The 18860-nt window shown below is 46.5% G+C and carries 15 protein-coding genes; 4 read left to right on the top strand and 11 right to left on the bottom strand.

The genetic code is table 11. The annotated features are described in order from the left end of the window. Positions 1 to 6: 6 nt before the first annotated feature. From RS891_RS15830 to RS891_RS15785, 10 genes are all read right to left on the bottom strand, one after another. Positions 7 to 1308, bottom strand: a complete 1302-nt coding sequence (locus RS891_RS15830; protein WP_315796094.1) for a Zn-dependent hydrolase — start codon at positions 1306 to 1308, stop codon at positions 7 to 9. Then, positions 1305 to 2711: an allantoinase AllB gene (gene allB, locus RS891_RS15825; protein WP_315796093.1), complete on the bottom strand. Its 1407-nt coding sequence runs from the start codon at positions 2709 to 2711 to the stop codon at positions 1305 to 1307. Before allB ends, RS891_RS15830 begins: the two co-directional genes overlap by 4 nt. Positions 2712 to 2751: 40 nt before the next feature. Beyond that, the gene (gene uraH / locus RS891_RS15820; protein WP_315796336.1) at positions 2752 to 3129 is read right to left on the bottom strand and encodes a hydroxyisourate hydrolase; all 378 of its coding nucleotides are present in this window, start codon (positions 3127 to 3129) and stop codon (positions 2752 to 2754) included. Beyond that, on the bottom strand, positions 3129 to 4634 hold the full coding sequence (gene pucL, locus RS891_RS15815) for a factor-independent urate hydroxylase (protein WP_315796091.1): 1506 nt from the start codon (positions 4632 to 4634) through the stop codon (positions 3129 to 3131). The genes uraH and pucL overlap by 1 nt, the downstream gene beginning before the upstream one ends. A 294-nt stretch (positions 4635 to 4928) precedes the next feature. Continuing rightward, entirely contained in the window at positions 4929 to 6551 is a 1623-nt protein-coding gene (locus RS891_RS15810; RefSeq protein WP_315796089.1) for a PucR family transcriptional regulator, read from the bottom strand. 256 nt (positions 6552 to 6807) lie between these two features. Beyond that, a complete protein-coding gene (locus RS891_RS15805) occupies positions 6808 to 9552 on the bottom strand; it encodes a CHASE3 domain-containing protein (protein ID WP_315796088.1) in 2745 nt (914 codons plus the stop codon). Between the two features lie 178 nt (positions 9553 to 9730). After that, positions 9731 to 11119: a class II fumarate hydratase gene (gene fumC, locus RS891_RS15800; protein ID WP_315796087.1), complete on the bottom strand. Its 1389-nt coding sequence runs from the start codon at positions 11117 to 11119 to the stop codon at positions 9731 to 9733. A gap of 223 nt (positions 11120 to 11342) precedes the next feature. Continuing rightward, the gene (locus tag RS891_RS15795) at positions 11343 to 12353 is read right to left on the bottom strand and encodes an aldose 1-epimerase (RefSeq protein WP_315796085.1); all 1011 of its coding nucleotides are present in this window, start codon (positions 12351 to 12353) and stop codon (positions 11343 to 11345) included. A 214-nt stretch (positions 12354 to 12567) separates the two neighbouring features. Then, positions 12568 to 13377: an MBL fold metallo-hydrolase gene (locus RS891_RS15790; RefSeq protein ID WP_113054687.1), complete on the bottom strand. Its 810-nt coding sequence runs from the start codon at positions 13375 to 13377 to the stop codon at positions 12568 to 12570. 185 nt (positions 13378 to 13562) lie between these two features. Continuing rightward, the gene (locus RS891_RS15785) at positions 13563 to 13829 is read right to left on the bottom strand and encodes a hypothetical protein (protein ID WP_181586674.1); all 267 of its coding nucleotides are present in this window, start codon (positions 13827 to 13829) and stop codon (positions 13563 to 13565) included. Between the two features lie 214 nt (positions 13830 to 14043). Between RS891_RS15785 and RS891_RS15780 the strand changes: the two genes are divergently transcribed. From RS891_RS15780 to RS891_RS15765, 4 genes are all read left to right on the top strand, one after another. After that, on the top strand, positions 14044 to 15276 hold the full coding sequence (locus RS891_RS15780) for an aminopeptidase (RefSeq protein ID WP_315796082.1): 1233 nt from the start codon (positions 14044 to 14046) through the stop codon (positions 15274 to 15276). A gap of 83 nt (positions 15277 to 15359) precedes the next feature. Continuing rightward, entirely contained in the window at positions 15360 to 16592 is a 1233-nt protein-coding gene (locus tag RS891_RS15775; protein WP_315796081.1) for an aminopeptidase, read from the top strand. Between the two features lie 213 nt (positions 16593 to 16805). Continuing rightward, positions 16806 to 17396, top strand: a complete 591-nt coding sequence (locus RS891_RS15770; protein ID WP_063563940.1) for an RNA polymerase sigma factor — start codon at positions 16806 to 16808, stop codon at positions 17394 to 17396. Beyond that, positions 17374 to 18348 carry a hypothetical protein gene (locus RS891_RS15765; protein WP_315796080.1) on the top strand — a complete coding sequence of 325 codons (975 nt, stop codon included), beginning with the start codon at positions 17374 to 17376 and terminating at the stop codon, positions 18346 to 18348. Before RS891_RS15770 ends, RS891_RS15765 begins: the two co-directional genes overlap by 23 nt. Position 18349: 1 nt before the next feature. Here the strand turns inward: RS891_RS15765 and RS891_RS15760 are convergent, their stop codons facing one another. Beyond that, on the bottom strand, positions 18350 to 18841 hold the full coding sequence (locus RS891_RS15760) for a hypothetical protein (protein WP_315796079.1): 492 nt from the start codon (positions 18839 to 18841) through the stop codon (positions 18350 to 18352). Positions 18842 to 18860 lie beyond the last annotated feature (19 nt).

Here is an 18860-nt window from a genome sequence, read left to right as displayed (position 1 = left end):
CTTCACTCAACTCCCGTAACCGTATTTATAGAGTAGCTGAACCAGAACCCTGAAACCTTTCATTAGGTCCTCTTCAGCTGTATATTCAAGGGGATTATGGCTAATTCCATCATGGCTAGGGACAAAAATCATCGCTGTGGGGCAAGCCGGCTGAAAGATCTGCGAATCATGTCCTGCGCCGCTTGGCAAGTGCATATAGGATAATTGCTCCACTTCACAGATATCTCGAATGTCTGACGTAATCTGTTCGTTCATCGGAATAGGCGTGACAGACAAGTGCTCCTCCCAGTTCAGTCCGAGCTGTTGCTCGGCTGCGATTCTGCTAAATTCCTGTAGCATATTGTGCCAGCATCGATCAATACTTTCTTGCCTGATATGCCGGATATCGAGCGAGAATACAGCCCGGGATGCAACGACGTTACCCACACCTGGATCAGCTGTTATTCGTCCCACAGTGGCTACAAGTGGTTCTCCCGCTTCAAGCGCAATGCCTCTTACGGCTGTAATCATCTCGGCTGCACCCGCAAGTGCATCCTTGCGCCAGGCCATCGGTGTAGTTCCGGCATGATTAGCTTCGCCACTTACTGTAATGCTAAAGCGTTTCTGGCCTACAATATCCGATACAATACCGATCGAATGGCCCAATCTTTCTAGTACCTGACCTTGCTCGATATGAAGTTCGATAAACGCACCGTATGTGTGTGAAGCCGATCTATAGCTGCTATCTGGTCCAAAGCCTGCATCATGTATTGCCTGTGCAAAGGTAATGCCTTCTTGATCCTTCAAATGCTGAACTTCTACCAACCTGCTTACTCCCGTTATACTCCGTGATCCCCAATAAGCGAAGGGGAATCGACTACCTTCTTCCTCGCATAAGGACACGACTTGAAGCGTTCGTTTGGGTGCCCCAAAATGTTTCTGCAGGTACTCTAGAGCGAGCACTCCTGCAACTACGCCATAAGCACCGTCATACTTTCCACCATTCACCACAGTATCGATATGGGACCCCGTAACAATCGGTGCCTTTTCCATTCCTGTTCCTGAACCCGTACCTTGAAGAGTTCCATACAGGTTGCCCGATTGATCGAATTCAGGAGCCAACCCTTTCTCCTGCATTTTTGCCGCAAGCGCATGCTGTGCCTTACACCATGCTTGATCGTACAATAGACGTGTCACACCTCCCTGGGGGTCAGCGCCATAGGCGGACAACCAGTTAAGCATGCCTTTCAGCCCCACCTGCTCCAATTGCGGCAAAGGTTGGGCGGGACGTTTCGTTCCAGAAGATGTGTGTACTTCGAAGTCGTTCATGACATCCCCTCCGTTCCTTCAACACCAACCGGAACAGATGAGTAAGCACGGATAAACCGTCCCACAGGTTCATCCGATAATCCTGTTTTTGAACTATATACTCGTGTGCCCCGGCAGAACACATCTCCAATGCTGCAGGAAAAAGTGCGTCCCACATAAGGACTCTGTTTATGTGTGTAGTGCAGATCATCCGTATTTAAGGTTGTACTCTTCTCCCAATCAATTAGTACCAGATCCGCGTCCTTGCCAATGGCGATCTCACCTTTACTCTCAAGCCCGAGCCTTCGGGCAGGTTGCAGAGCCAGGACTTTTCCGAGCAACGGAAGGGCTACACTTCGCTGAAGATGTCCTTCCTCCAACATGAGCAGCAGCGTGCTTTGCGCACCCGAGATGCCACCCCAGATTTCAAAGAAATTATCAGATTGTTTCATCGATGGCGGACAGGGTGAGTGGTCGGATGCAATAACATCAATTAGACCTGCTGCCAGCGCATCCCATAACCGATCTTGTTCAGCCTGACTCCGCAATGGCGGCGCACACTTGGCTACAGCTCCCAACCGGACAACTTCCTCATCTGTCAGAGTCAGGTAATGGGGACATGTTTCAGAAGTTACATCCAGCCCGCGCTGTTTTGCTTCTGCAATCAGATCAAGCGCTTCCCGTGTACTGATATGAACAAAATGCAGCGCACATCCGGTTTGCTCCCCATGTTGCAGTGCTCGGGACACCGCCTTAACCTCTGCTTCTGCTGGGCGAGATTGTACGTAATCCATCGGGCCAATTCGTCCATCTGCAATACTCCTGGCCCCCAGTTCAGCAACCATCGTCTCGTCTTCGGCATGAAGCGCCAGCACACGGTTTAGTTTTGCTATCTCATACATGCCATTTAAAAGTGTATCGTCATCCGCTCTGGCGAAGATGTCATCCCCTTCGCCGCCAGGTTCGGACATAAATGCCTTGAATCCCGCCGCCCCCAGTTCAGCCAAAGGCGCAAGCTCGCCCTGATTGCCGGGAACAAGTCCTCCCCAGAACGCATAATCAACATAGGACTGACCGTTGGCTGCTTTCATTTTCGACTCCCATGCCTCCGGTCTTATCGTTGGGGGGACACCATTAAGCGGCATATCAACGTACGTCGTAATTCCGCCAGCAGCCAGTGACGCTGATCCAGATCTGAATCCCTCCCAGCTCTCCAGTCCGGGTTCATTGAAGTGAACATGAATGTCCACCGCTCCCGGCATTACAGTAAGGCCATTTGCTTCTATGATTTCAGTATCTTCATCACCCACCAGCTGTGAGGATAAAGCCGATATTTTTTCACCAGTAATCCCTATATCCAGTTCTTCCACGCTATCTCTCAATACAACCCGGGCCCCCCGGATGATCGTGTCTAATCTTGTCATATGGATGACCCTCCCTTGATCAGAACCGGATTCGTATATTTCAGCTTCCCCGGTATGTACTGTAACCTCCTGGCGCAATCAACAAAGGAATGTGGTAGTGACTTGCATCATCGGAAACGGCAAACCGAATCGGTACAACCGTCCATAATACCTGCCCTAATTCTTCAAATGGTCGCTGTGCATAATAACTCTCAACGTTGAACTGAAGCTCGTAGACCGCTTGCTCAAGCTTCCCACCTTCAAGCAACGGTGCATCCAGACGCCCATCGGCATTGGTCAACGATTCAGCAACTTTCATTTTGTTTTCCTTTTCGCCATCCCTATGCAATATAAAAAGTTCAATCCGCACACCTGCGGCCGGAACACCCTTGGAAGTATCCAGCACATGCGTGGTAATCCGTCCTCCAGCCACCGGCATCATGCCTCCCTTTCTTTTTTCGAGCCCGAATTGTCAACCTCTAGATCATCTCTTGTCATTGAAAAGCCCTGAAACCCATAAGGAGGTCTGGCCTCGGTAAATACTTTGCCTTCTCCTTCTTTTACTTCCTCCAGCACCGTTTCCCATGTCCGATTGTTGGATTCAAATGAAACCTCACTGAGCTGTCCAAATCTCCGCAAGAGCCTTAGTCCAATCTGATAAATCAGATGCTGAATGGATGCCGAACGCCACGCATGGAATACGGCAGCAGCTACATCTCGTACTTGCTCTGCCGCTACATAACGTCCGAGCTGATCGTCCATGCCATCTCTCGGGTCCTCGTAACGCCAATTGATATTCAGGAAAATGAAGAGCGGACGGTCCCATGACTCGGGTAAGGTGGTGTACTCATCCTTGACGAAACCGGCAAATTCACTGCCTTTTACCTTAATAAGTCTGATATCTGCAACACCACTGAAATGATTGCTCAGCTCGACCTGATTTCCTTTTCGCTGCGCTTCAATTGCTGCCGTCGCGCGATCATTCTGGGAATAACGGAATACCAGCTCGCTTGCACGAAGGCTTCCTTCTTTGCGAACAGGCACATCTTCAAAAGGAATCTGATCTGCCGTCATTTGCACTTTGATCATCTGTGGATATGTCTCCAGAAAACGTCGGCTGACGTAAGCGAGAAAACCTTCCACCGTAGCTCCGTAGTAATCCGCAGCATGTTTCAGGATGAAATTCTTCATTGAATCCGTTGCAACGACGCGAGAATTATCTCCTTCGATAAAAGAAGGCAGAAATTCGTCGCCTTGCACGGCTACTTTAATGTTTAATCCGAACAGGATATTATTGCGTCCAGTAAATGGAGATTCCGGAATGGCCTGAATACCCGTCAACGGTTTGGCGTATGAACGGTACATCCATACATCCCCTTTGCCGTAATACATAGTCCGCTGCTTTATTTCGGGTGGCTTTAATTCAAATTCATGTTCATGACCAATCTGTAGCAGCCACTGCTCCAATCGAATGGAAGCAATCTTGAACACTTCCTTCAGGGCGGTCTGAAATTCTTCCTCTCTTCCTCTCTGATTGCGGTTCCGCATGGACTCCAGGATGGACTGAGCTGTGTGACCTTTCACGGCCAATATAAAAGGAAAGCCGAATTGGCTTGTATATTCTTTATTTAATTTACTAAGCTCGTTATATTGCTCCACCGAAAGTGAATTCAGCCCTGCACCAGCCTGTTCCTGAACGGAATTGCTGCTCATGCTGATTCGCGCACCGAGATCCGGGTGATTGCAAAGCAGTTGCAACTTCACCTTTTCATTGGATGTCTGAACCACGTTCTTCATCACGTTCATCATGTGTTCAAAAGAGTCGAATGGCCGCGAAGGCCAAGAACGCTCCGCCACCCAAGGTGATTCTTCGAATAGTCCGCCAAACGTATGCACGAACTGGGTTATAGACCAGTTGTTAACGAGTTTAATGAAGTCGCCCATGTTAGAACCTCCGGTCTTCTGTGGATTATTGTTCTTCATTTTAGTTGTCTCTTCGTACAGCGACAACAATATTTACGCAATTTTGTAATATAACATAACATCAGTTATGTGATTTGTTAGTAGTGCACGGGATTTGGTTGTTCAAATGTAATGAAAAGCGCAAAAAAACCGCACTTTCTCAAGGGAAGTACGGTTTTATCTGACATGCCTGCTTCATTGTTATGCTGCACAAACCTTGTTAGGGATAATGATTATGATCATAACTGGATATGAGTATTAAGGTTTGTCGACCGATTAATGATGCTGCGAATGAGGTCTTGCCGAGGTTTTATCCCGCACAAACTTGCGGAAGGTGAACACCAGCTTTAATTTCAAAAGATCATTCGTCTTCTTAAAGTCCATTTGCAGCAAACTTCCGACCTTCTCCATCCGATAGGTAACAGTGTTTCGATGCACAAACAGCTGCTTGGCAGCTTCGTTAATGAGTCCATCATTCTCGATAAATGATTCCAATGTATTCATCAGCACCTGATTGGGATCACCATCCCTAGCCAATAAGGGCTCAAGTACTTTATTGCAGTAATTCTCCATGATGTTATCCGGAACATGTTGGAACACATAGGCGAATTCCAGCATCTCAAACTGGAGAGCCCGATCCTTCATACCAAATCGGCGAGCCAGTTGACGCGTATCTAGACATTCCTGATAGGCCTCGCGCAGCGACTTCGGTTCATGCTTCATTTTGCTGATCCAGAACCGTGGTGCAGATGCTCGCTTAGCTTCCTGTGCTGCAAGAACATCACTGAACCGATTTAGCAGGAATGCTGATAATTCTTCTCCATAATCCCGCCCTGTTGGACAGGTATAGATGGATAATATGCCATCTTCGATCTGAAAATGCTGCGAGGCCGTGAATTGCATCAGTGGATTGTACTGCAACTCGCGATGGATCTGCTTCAGCAGCTTCCCTTCTGCAAAAACAGATGGCTCCAGCGTGATCAACACACATTGATAAGTCCCCTGGAACAAATGAACGCCTTTATTCTCGCTAAGTTTGGTGAGTTCATCTACCGTCATTTTGTTATCTAGATATTGGGTTAACAGCGTGCGCATCTCATCCTGAACCGTGGGGTTAATGTGTTCTCGATAGGTCATATCCATATAGAAGGCCAGGACATCCGCAGCCTGCTGAAACAATTCTTCTTCAGCTCTAAGTGACAGCGCCGAGTCTGTAAAGACGAGTAAAAATCCGTATTCTTCATCATTCTGCTTGATAGGTACCCGGTGGCAACTTCCCTGATTCCATTTCACACGGTGCATGACGGATTTCCAGGGCCAACCCTGTACTACTGCATCTCCTGAAATGCCTTCACTTCCATACAGCACATGGCCGCGGGAGCCAATAACCGCAAGTGGATAATTTAACACGGTAGCAAGTTCGGCAAATACATTCCGATGCTGTTGCTGCTGCAATGCAAACTGCATCAATTTTTTCTGTTTTTGAACCACCTCGTGCAGTAAACGATTGCTGCGTTCATGTTCAGCCTTGAATAACGCATTCATTTGATCCGAAAATGTAAACTGGAACGGCAGTTCCAGCAGCGGCAACCGCAGTCGATCTGCTTCTTCGATAATTCCTTGCGGGATGGCCTGCCAGAAGCGGCCCAATTTAATGCCTAATCCGGCACAACCACGTTCGTTCAGACGGCGCATCAAACGAAGTGCATCGGTCTCGTTGTCTTTCATAATAAATGCGGTTGTGAACAGCAGTTCTCCGGATTTGATCCAATCCGCTATATCTGGAGCGTCCATGACGTTAACGGATTTCATCATCCGCGAAGTCCCTTCCCCACCTGCAACCAGTCTGGCCTCAGACAACGGGTACACCTGTAAAGCTTCTTTAACCGTAAGCTGCATGGACATTACCTCCCATATATATAACGCGTAGAGCAGTTTATATCCTTTATCCGGATCTAAGCAAAGGTGTAACACTTGATTTTAACCATTTTATTGAAATAAATCTTGAATGTTGTTAAGTATTATAACATCATTTTCTTTTGAATAGCTTACATGAAAAAAAATAAAACCCATCACACAATTGCAGCAATCGTTGCGCAACTGGCATAGGTTTTATTTTTCGAGTTGATACATGTTGAATTACAAACGGAAAGGATCAGATTCCCAATGTTTCGTGACTCAGCCACAATTTCATCCGGGACAGTACCTCTTTCATATTGAGCGGTTTGCTAATATAATCTGAGGCTCCTGCCGCTATACATTTATCACGATCTTCTTTCATGGCTTTGGCAGTCAAAGCAATAATAGGGAGCTGCTTGAGATTTAATCTCTCACGGATTTGGCGAGTGGTTTCATACCCATCCAACTCTGGCATCATGATATCCATCAAGATAATATCCGGATTCGCTTCTCCGCTCTCTAACATCTCCAGACACTCGTAGCCATTCTGAGCTGTAATCACCTTCATGTCATACTGTTCAAGGGCATTGGCCAAGGCATATACATTTCGAATATCATCATCGACAACAAGAACCTGGCGGCCATTCAATAATGATTCTTCAAGTGGAGTCAGAAACATCTCGACGTTTGTTGAATTCTCACCTGAAGCTTTGTTGGTTTCAGGAGCAGTCACGGCAACCTCGTTCAAGAACAATCTGGAGTTTTGCACAACCTCAGGCTCTTCCCTTCTAAGCGGGAGGAATAGGGTAAAGACACTTCCTTGTCCTTCACGACTTGTTGCCGAGATTGATCCTCCCAACAGATTGGCAAGGGATTGAGAGATCGACAGTCCCAGTCCGGTTCCCCCGTATTTTCGAGCTGTGGCCCCATCTGCCTGTTTGAAAGCATCAAAGATCTGCAGCAGTTTGTTGTCCGCAATGCCAATCCCGGTATCACTAACCGAGAAGGCTATAACATCCGTCTCTGCTCCGTTCGCTTCAGGATTGGACAGACTCACTCTGGAGATGGTTAAGGCTACTTCCCCTTCATTGGTAAACTTAAATGCATTGGAGAGCAAATTCCGTAAAATCTGGTGTAACCGCATCTCGTCGGAAACAATCGTTTCCGGCAGAGGACTTTGAAGCTGAATCCGGAAATCAATTCCTTTTTGCTCCGCCGTTTTCAGGAAATATTGATTCATCGCTTCCGGTAGGGTTCCAAGATAGACATCATCCAAATCCACTTCCATCTCCCCTGCCTCCACTTTGGAAAGGTCGAGAATGTCGTTAATCAGGTTCAAGAGGTCCTTACCTGATGCATGGATCACCGAAGCATATTTCTGTTCCTCACTATTTAAGTGCTGATGTTTGTTTTCAGCCAAAATCTCGGACAGAATCAGCATACTGTTCAGCGGGGTACGCAGTTCATGCGACATATTCGCCAGGAACTCAGACTTATAACCAGAGCTTGTCCGTAACTGATCGGCTACTTCTGCAAGTTCGCTAGCAGATGTCTCAGCCGCATTTTTCTGCATTTCCAGCCGCTCGTTCAACATGTGCAGTTCCTCTGTCTGCATATGTAATTCTTCCGTCTGGGACACCATCTCTTCGGTCTGTGCCTGCAGTTTCTCCGATTGTGTCTGTAATTCTTCATTCAACACCTGTGATTCATCATACAAATGCTGTAATTCCATGCGTGTTACGGTGGAATGAAGCGAGACACCGAAGATTTCTATGAGTTCGGTTAACAGCTTTGTTTCCTTTGGTTCGATCTGCTTCATGGAAGCCAGTTCGATTACAGCTATTGTTTTACCTTCAAATACCACCGGAGCTACCGTGAGTGATGCAGCTGACGCATCACCAAGTCCCGATGAGATGCGAATATAATTTTGAGGCAAGTCGTTCATCTGCAAAACTCGCTTCTCAATCGCACTCTGACCGACTAATCCTTCGCCCGGTGCAACGGATACTTTACCGAGGGAACGCTCTTTCTCTCCATCTGCCGCATACGCAGCTACACGAATGAGACGATTCTCTTTCATTGCATATAACACGCCATAAGGGGCTTCCAGCAGGATCGCGACTTGGTTTAGGAACAACCGTGACAGCCCCTCCAAACTTGTAGGGTTCTGCAGGAGTGTAGCTATGCTGGCAACCCGATCCTTAAGTCGATTCTGTTCCTGTACCGTGTCCAGCAATAAGTTCGTCTCTTTACCTAAATCACCGACCTCATCTTGCGTACGGACAATAATACGCTGTGTGAGATTGCCGCCTTGAGATATGTCGCTGATGGTATGTTTGACTTCACGAAGAGTTTTGACGATATTGCCCGAAATGACTAGCGCTGCGGCTACAGATAGTCCGGCAACGGCAGCCCAAAGGGTATACATAATAGTAAGCAATGTGGAGCTTCGTGCTGCGAGCTCGGTCACCCGGCTTTCCGTCAGTCGCAACTCTGTATTGCGGAAGTTCTCGAACTCGGATCTTAACAGATCAATTTCACTTTTCCCTGGATCGGCATGGAAAAATTCAATGACTTTCTCCTGATCTCCTTGTCTCTTTAGGGCCACCGAGGCTGAACCGGCAACATCAATCCAGCGGACAATATGAGTTTTGATGGTTTCCAGAGTCATCTGCTGGGATGGGTTATCACTAACAAGCTCATACAGTTCGGCATAATTGGAGTTCCACTGGGTAAGCGCTTGATTGTATGGCTCCAAATAACTTTCTTCCCCGGTGATCATGAATCCCCGCTGTCCTGTTTCCATATTCAGAACATTTTTCTCAATTGCATTGGTCAGGTTATGCACTTCCAGGTCGTGGTGGCTTATAAAATCGATTTCCTTCTGCGATGCATCAATTTGGGCAGATAACACCAGCAAAACGGCACCAAATAACAACACAACCATTAGATAGCCCAATAAAATTTTGGAGCGTATCGTGAATCTTCTCTTTTTCGACAACGCAGAAACCTCCAATGAAATAAACAATTCCGATCAATAAAAAAAACAGTCGCATATGTAGTTTATATGTATACGTATATACTGACAAGCATTAGTTCAAAGACCTCATGAGCTAAAAAGCGACCTGCGTATGCAGGTCGCTTTTTTATTGGAATGAAGTTCGCATGATAATGACTGATTAGGCTTTCGGTGCAATCATTTTCGCTGGATCAACATACTGATCGAATTGCTCTTCCGTAAGCAGACCGGTCTGCAATGTTGCTTCTTTCAGAGACAGTCCTTCCTTATGCGCGAGCTTGGCAATTTTAGCTGCATTCTCATAACCGATATGCGGATTAAGGGCGGTAACCAACATAAGCGAGTTATTCAAATTGTGTTCAATCTGACCGAGGTTCGGCTCAATGCCCACCGCACATTTATCATTGAATGCAACGATGGAGTCCGCAAGAAGCTGAACAGATTGCAGGAAATTGTAGATAATAACCGGTTTGAACACATTCAACTCGAAGTTACCCTGACTTGCCGCGAAGCCAATCGCCGCATCGTTCCCCATTACTTGCGTAACCACCATGGTCATCGCCTCGCTCTGGGTTGGATTCACTTTACCCGGCATAATGGAACTGCCCGGTTCGTTCTCCGGAATACGAATCTCTCCCAGACCACTGCGTGGGCCACTAGCCAGCCAGCGAACATCATTGGCAATTTTCATCAAGTCAGCTGCAAGCGCTTTAACTGCACCGTGAGCATAGACCACTTCATCATGACTTGTAAGTGCGTGGAATTTGTTAGGTGCAGATACGAAATCCTTGCCTGTATGCTTGCCAATTTCCTTGGCAGTATAATCACCAAAGTCAGGATGTGCATTAATTCCGGTTCCCACAGCTGTACCACCAATTGCGAGTTCTTTCATATAATTCACACTATCGCGGATCATACGTTCACTCTTATCGAGCATCGCTTCCCAGCCGCTGATTTCCTGACCGAGTGTAATTGGCGTTGCATCCTGAAGATGAGTACGTCCAATTTTGATAATATCTTTGAATTTTTCCGATTTGTCTGCAAAAGTGGATTTCAGCACCGCGATTGCCGGCAAGAGTTGATCTTCAACAGCAAGTACTCCTGCAACATGCAGAGCCGTTGGGAATGTATCATTGGAGCTTTGGGACATGTTTACATCATCATTCGGATGCAGACGTTCTTCCTTGCCCTTTTGTTCCAGCAGCTGGTTACCCAGATTGGCAATGACCTCGTTTACATTCATGTTGGACTGTGTTCCGCTACCCGTCTGCCATACCACGAGCGGGAAATGATCATCAATGCGACCTGCAATAATTTCATCTGCGGCATAAGCAATTGCATCGGCTTTGGCAGCGGACAATTTACCTAATTTATGGTTACTGGCAGCAGCGCTTTTTTTCAAAATGGCAAGAGCACGTACAACTTCCATCGGCATATGCTCGCGACCAATCGGAAAATTCTCCTTGCTGCGCTGCGTTTGAGCTCCCCACAGCCTGTCGGCTGGTACTTTCATTTCACCTAACGTATCTCTCTCAATGCGGTATTCCACTTGCTTTTCCTCCTCCAAAAAGATGGTTTGGGCTCTACAAAAATACGTATACATTCTTTTCTTCACAGCATCTTGCATTGAGTGATTCCAAAGTGAACTTTGGCATTTATGCAAAATGCTCTTATGAGCAAAGCTTGTGTATCTTGTCATATTATACATGATTGCCTGTCCGATTTTCACCTTTTCGACAAAAATGTAAGCGTGACGCAAAGTGTTTGAGTATTTATTTTTGCGCTTTGATCGGATAAAGACGGCTGGTTTGCTCAAATAATTCCCCTGGCTCAAGACCGATCAGACCGATCTCTTCAGCAGGAATACCTTGTACATTCGGGGCGTTAACAAGGTTCATCTGTGGTTCAGGACAGAAGAAGCCACCCGACATGTTGTTATTCCAGATCATCCAGTGCTTGTAGGACGTGCCGACATCATATACCAGCTTGTCTCCAGTACGATGATCAGTAAGTTCCATATAGTTACGCCCATTCTGCGGTTCTGCCGTGTAATGGTTGTCCATGGCTGCAAAAAACGGACTAACACCTTCACCCTTTAATTGCTCTTCCTCTGGTGTAAGCGGTTGAAATTGTCCCGTAGGCAAAGAACGTTCATTTAATTCACGACGCTGACCAATCGTTATTTTGGCCGTGTAATCGGATGCCTGGCTTTCCGGTGCAAAAGGTACGCTAATGGCTGTATGGAATGCGAACAGGTTCGGCATACGTTCCTTCCCGTTATTGCTGACATTCAATTGTTGCTGAAGTCCCAGACTACTTAGCGAGTAACGGAGTGTCACTGTGAAAGTGAATGGCAGGTATTTGTAGAACTCATGTCCTTCCTTCACTTCCTGACTAAGCACAACATAACTTTCTAGCTCGTTAGATCCGTAGCCTTCAACCTTCCATTCGGCATCATGCAGAAATCCGTGCAGATGGTTACCTGTAGCCGGTTCGTTCACAGGTAATTGATAGATTTCACCACTCCATGGGAACCGACCATCCTCATAACGATTTGGTGGGGAAAGAATCGGAATACCGTATACGGCAGGTGCTGCCATAAATTCGTCCATATGTTCCTGGTCCGGCTCACGCAAATAACGGAATCCCTGCTCTGTATCACGGAAAGCGACAAGGTTGGCACCCACGCTCGGAATAACTGCCGCTTCGAATTGATTAAAACGAAGCCAGACGGCTGGTATACCACCAAATTGTTCTTCGAAAGCTGCATTTTGCTGTGTCATCGTTATATGTACCTCCTGCATACTAAGGTTATATTATACGGCTCGACTATATCATGACCGGGCACAAAATACCAATCTATGATAGAGAACAAATTCATGATGGAACAACAAAAAAGACAGCTACGATGCTCCGTGGCTGTCTCCATCCCCTTATGCTGCCGTAATGGAATCATTCCAGATTTCAATGGAATACCCATGTATGGCATCTGCTATATTAATCCACATACTTGCCGTGATCCGGAACGGCGGTCTGTTCAAAATCAAGATCGAGTCGCTCCAGCGAATCTCTCAGCATTTCTCCGGTTAAGGAATGTCCGTGCCCGGTAATAGCAACTATGGGCTGCAGTCGACGAATATGCTGAACTGAGCGATGAGCCGCTTCCCAATCCGTCGTGAAATACGCGGGTGGACCGTGCAACTGTTTGTCCTGAAGCAGCACACTCCAGAGCGATTCCTGTTTCACAGTGACGATCGCGTCTCCCGCAATCAGTGTACGGTCTTCTTTTCGAAATAGCGACACATGGCCCGGTGTATGACCTGGTGTATGCAGCCATTCCCAGCCAGAAACACCTGGGATGGAATGATTATCCGGCAGACTGAATATCCGATCATCCAGATTAATAGCTTCATTAGGGTAAGCAAATGACAGCCGTGCCATCAAACCGCCACCAACAGTTGGGTCGGCCGGAGGATAATCCTTCACACCTGTCAAATAAGGCAGTTCCAGCGGGTGTGCGTACACCGGGACGCCCCAGAATTGTTCCAGTTCGATGACGGTCCCGACGTGATCAAAATGACCATGTGTCAAAATAATCGCAGACGGTGGACCAGGAAAGCGTTCAGTTGCAACATGAAGAATCTGATCAGTGAAACTTGCCATTCCAGTGTCCACGAGTACCCAGTTCCTGCTTCCAGGCTCCCCGATGAACACAACATTAACGAACAGTGTACGCAGACTGAGGATATCGTGTGCGACTTCTTCAAGTCCCGTCATTCCTGCTGTAATCAGATTGTCAGATGCCATTCACGGTTACCTCCCATTCAGGCGGATTGTCTCTCTGGTTCCATTCATCTGTCATAGACTTCCCTTTTCTGGATTAACTATTCTTTATTTCCAAATAAAATAGACGATGGACGCCCTGTTTCAGGCATACACCGTCTAGTATAATCAGCTTCATTCCATATTAGAACAAGAACCTCTCGGTCCGATTATGCAGGGTAAGCGTCCAGTGCCGCATCAAGCAGCTGATTGTACATATCGTCATCGTTTTCCAGCAGCTCGTCCATACGCAGCAATTCATCTTCATCACCGGATTGTTCAGTGAAATGCAGACTATAATCCCAATCCTTGCCGTTCTTGCTCATAAACGTAATCTCATAAACGGACTTTTCGCCTTCTGCACGAAAAACGGTATTTCCCACAAAATTCTTTTCATCTTCACGACGCATCTCTGCACGAATAATCTCAATATTCACAATCGTTCTCTCCTTTAAACTCTCATCAGTTGCAGGTCTCCACAATTTATGGTAAACCTAGTTTGGTAATTATTATTGGTTAATTGTACAATATATATCGTAGCAACGTATACCTTATTCCATGAGGGAACCTAACTGACTCCTTACATACCTGTAATGAGGACTATAATAACAAACAGCTACGACATTATACCAAATTGGAGGAAAAAATAGCATGAACAATTTTGAAACGAATCTACAACAATATGCCGAACTGGCTGTCAAAGTCGGTGTCAATGTCCATCCTGGGCAGACTCTCGTCGTGAATGCACCAATCTCGGCAGCACATTTTGTACGCCTGATCGTCAAAGCGGCTTATGGCACAGGTGCCAAGCTGGTCAAAGTAAACTGGAGCGATGAGGTGATTACACGTCTCCATTATGATCTCGCACCAGAGGAATCCTTCTCCATTGAACCAAAATGGTTTGCAGGAGAAATGACCGAACTCGTAGAAGAAGGTGCCGCCATTCTGCATGTGATCGCAGAAAATCCGGACCTGCTTGCAGGTGTTCCTCAGGAACGGATCGTGACTAGTCAGAAGGTTCGTGGTAAAGCGATGGAGAAATATCGTTCCTATCAGATGGCAGACAAATTCAGCTGGTCCATTGTGGCAGTTCCTTCCCCTGAATGGGCAGCCAAAGTATTCCCTGATCTTCCAGCCGAGCAACAAATTGATAAATTGTGGGATGTCATCTTCAAAACCGTTCGCATTGGTGAGCAGGATGCTGTCGCTGAATGGAAAACGCATTTGCTGAATCTCGACTCCCGTGCTGATCTGCTTAACGAGAAGAAATACAAAAAGCTTCACTATACTGCCCCAGGTACAGACTTGACTATCGAGCTTCCTGAAGGTCATCTGTGGGTTTCCGGTGGCAGTATTAATGAGCAGGGACATGTCTTCGTTGCCAATATGCCTACAGAGGAAGTTTTCACTGCTCCACTGAAAACTGGAGTTAACGGTACAGTTCGCAGCACCAAGCCACTGAGTTATGGCGGCAACCTGATCGACGGCTTCTCCCTCACTTTCGAAAATGGTCGAATTGTCGATTATACTGCTGAACAAGGACTTGATTCATTGAAAAGTTTGATCGAAATGGATGAAGGCGCACATTATTTGGGTGAAGTAGCTCTCGTTCCACATCAATCGCCGATTTCAGATACGAATATTTTGTTCTACAACACCCTCTTTGATGAAAATGCATCTAACCATTTGGCTATCGGTAACGCCTATGCCTTCTGCCTGGAAGGCGGCAAAACGATGTCCAAAGAGGAATTGATCAGCCATGGCATGAACTCCAGTCTAACTCATGTGGATTTCATGATTGGATCAGGAGAAATGAACATTCACGGTGTCACTTCCGAAGGTAGCGAAGAGCCAATCTTCTTGCAAGGCAACTGGGCTTTCTAATTTAAAATAGTGTAAATGAGAGAGAGGGTCACTCCTCTCTTTTCCTGCGTATGCGGGGCATTCATGATATGGAGGAACTTGATATGTTGAGTTTTGAACAAAAACTGGATCGTTATGCTGAACTGGCCGTAAAAGTCGGAGCCAACGTTCAGCCCGGGCAAATCTTCGTTATTAGCGCGATGATTGATACAGCTGAATTTGTGCGTTTGTTGGTGCGCAAAGGCTACGAGGCCGGAGCAAAGAAAGTTATCGTCAAATATGGAGACGAAACTGTCAATCGGCTGCGCTTTGAAATGGCGCCTGAGGATTCCTTCCAAGATCCGCCGAAATGGCATGCTGCTGAGCTTGAGGAGCTGGCAGCGAACAATGCTTCGTTCTTGACCGTATTGTCATCCAGCCCGGACCTGTTGAAAGGCATCGATCCAGAACGCATTTCCACCCATCAGCGTACATATGGTCAGGCGATGTCCAAATATCGTCAGTACCAGCAGGCCGACAAAATGAGCTGGACAGGAGTAGCTTGTCCTTCGCCGGATTGGGCCGCCAAAGTATTCCCTGACCTTCCCCCTGCTGAGCAGATGAAACAGCTCTGGGATGCCATTTTTGCTGCTGTAAGAGCTGATCTGGAAGATCCTGTAGCGGCTTGGGAGCAACATATTGAGCGTTTGGAGCACAAAGCAGTTGCCCTGAACAGCAAAAAATATAAATCTCTACATTTTGTTTCTCCGGGAACTGACCTTACCGTTGATCTTCCTGAAGGGCACATTTGGGCGCAAGCAGGCAGCATTAACGAACAAGGCACCCGTTTTGTGGCCAATATCCCGACAGAGGAAGTGTTCACAGCACCAGCCAAATTTGGGGTGAACGGTAAAGTGTCTAGCACCAAACCACTCAGTTATGGCGGAAGTATCATTGATCGCTTCTCTCTTACGTTTGAAAAAGGACGCATCATTGATTTCCATGCTGAAGAAGGTCAGGATACACTAGAAAGACTCATCAATATGGATGAAGGTTCCCATTATCTCGGCGAAGTCGCTCTGGTGCCCTTCCACTCTCCAATCTCGGAAAGTGGTATTCTCTATTACACAACGTTATATGATGAGAATGCTTCATGTCACCTCGCAATCGGCAGTTCCTATGCCTTCAATATCGATGGTGGCAAAACCATGTCAACCGAAGAGCTTGCAGCTCGCGGCATGAACTCCAGCATTACTCACGTGGACTTCATGATGGGATCACCCGAAACGAATATTTATGGCGTGACAGCGAATGGTGAGCGTGAAGCCATCTTCCTTAACGGTGACTGGGCTTTCTAAGCCATTTGTATCAGTTATTCTACGATTATTAAATAACTCATAGAGGCTGCCCTACTAACCATGATTTACTGGTTAATAGGGCAGCCTCTAACTATTTTCGCTATACTTTTTCTACTTCTGTCGGACTAACCTCCCATTGTATCGCTTCCATATAATGTTGTAAAATGAAATGATACCAATGTTTGTGGATTGTTCACCAGAAAGGAGAACATCATGGCCAATCGGCTCCAATTACTCTTAGCCTCAGATTTCCATAATTTGGGCCCACAGCTTCAAGAAGAAGTGTACTACGAATACTATAATATGGTACATGGTCTCATCGTTTACATCATCAAAGAACGTGCAGCTGCAGAAGATATCATTCAGGAAGCTTTTATTAAAATTATTAAAAACAAACCTCTCTTCGACAACGAAGTCAAACTGAAAGCATGGCTGAAGGTTGTCACACGGAATACCGCCATTAATTATCTAAGAAAAAATAAAAATAACCGTAACCAACTGGATACGGATAGTGTTTTTATAGATATGGAGACAATTAATCAAACGGCCGCTTCCGTGGAGAGCACGGTGGAGACTCAAATGATGCAGGAATCCATCGAATTCTATCTGGAACAGCTTAAGCCGGAATACCGTGTACTTGTGGAGCTACGCTGGAAAGAGGGTCTTTCCTATCGGGAAATGGCCGATCTGCTTGATACATCCGAAGAAATTGTGAAGCAACGTTTGTTCAGAGCCCGCGGAAGTATCAAAAAGAAATTACATAAGGAATGGGGTGGAAGTATTGAGCAAAGGCAAGTCCGATAAGCATATTGATTCATTCGATTCAGAGCTGAAAGACGATTTTTTCGATGCCGCGTTTGATATGGCTTTTGACGAAGCCTTCCATCAGGCTGCATCTGCCACCCCTGCTTCCAACACCGAACCTATGCGTCAATCCTGGCTCCGAGTTCAAAAGGAAATTGCCCGGGTTGGCGCACGCAAGAAAAGAATGCGCACCATACGTTTATCTGTTATTGTTGCTGCGTCCGTGACCATCGGCGCCGTCATCTTCAGTATGCCCACTGGGACACAAGCCGTCTCCCCTTTTGTACAATCGATCAAGGAATGGGGCAATGGGATGAAATCCATTGTTATTGAGGATCGTACCACCCAACTAGGCGCCGATCCGTCGACTGCCAAGACGCCTCCACCTCCTGAGCGAGGTATCAATGAGGCTCCCACTTTTTCCAGTAGGGATGAAACACCTGAAGAAGAAGATGAAGAGATTAAACTCCCCTTCTATGAGGAGTCACACATGCTTGAACCAATTATAGTAACAAAGGATATCGCACGATCGGGATTTAAGGGCGACTTTCTGCTGTCAAAAGCCATACCGAAGCGGTTTACAAAGATTAAATATGAACTTATGCTGGACACCCTCTATCCCGTCAATCCGGAAGATTATTATGAATCTCAACGAATGAGGGTTCGTTATAGCGGCGAAGGCAAAAATGGTGAAGAAGAAGTCATTCAGTTTGATTATGCATATGTTTCGCCTGGTCAGGTCATAGAGGGGCCCATGCTTCGCGAAACAAGTATCGTCAAATTGGCTGATGGCAGCGATGCATTTATGTACCTCGGCCCCCCCTATAATACCTTTCAATGGATGATGGGTTCTGTCAACATGAGCTTATTCGGAACCATCTCGGAAGAAGAGATGACTGCCATTGCCAATGACCTGCAGGAACAAAAATTTCCAGGTAGTACTCGCAAGTAAATTAAAACAATACGTTGCTTGAAATATGTGTTGACGACTCAGGCTTGACCCCATCGTCCGCCGTGTGAAGACTTACTACTCGATAGTAATATCCGGTTATAACGGTCCAGCTCGATTGGGCATTAAGGGTCTGCGTTTGCGTTTTCTTCTTGGAACCGGATTGATAGAGTATCCAGGCTGATCCCGTCCAGCGCTCAAGTCGATAATCGACTTGCAATGATTTCATTTCCGAGAAGGTCGTTGTCGTTGTATTTACAATCGCAGTCAGTCCACCTCCAGGTGTAACCGTCCCCACTGCCTGATAAATATATTTCGGGGAAGTCAGTGCATGAATACTTGGTTCCAAAGGCGGTGGTGGTGGAGTAAGCGCGTGAGGCTTGATGCTTGGACTGGCGACAGCTACCCCGGCGGTTGGTATGGAAAGAATTATGGGAGCCGATAGTGCTGCAACAATCATGACTTTCAGCATGGACGTTATTCTTATTTTTCGCATGTGTATCCACCCTTCATTT

It is taken from the genome of Paenibacillus sp. BIC5C1 (genome assembly GCF_032399705.1).
GTDB classification, from domain to species: Bacteria; Bacillota; Bacilli; order Paenibacillales; family Paenibacillaceae; genus Paenibacillus; species Paenibacillus taichungensis_A.
The sequence above is the reverse complement of the archived record's forward strand: the minus strand, read 5'-3'. Positions and strand labels throughout refer to the sequence as shown.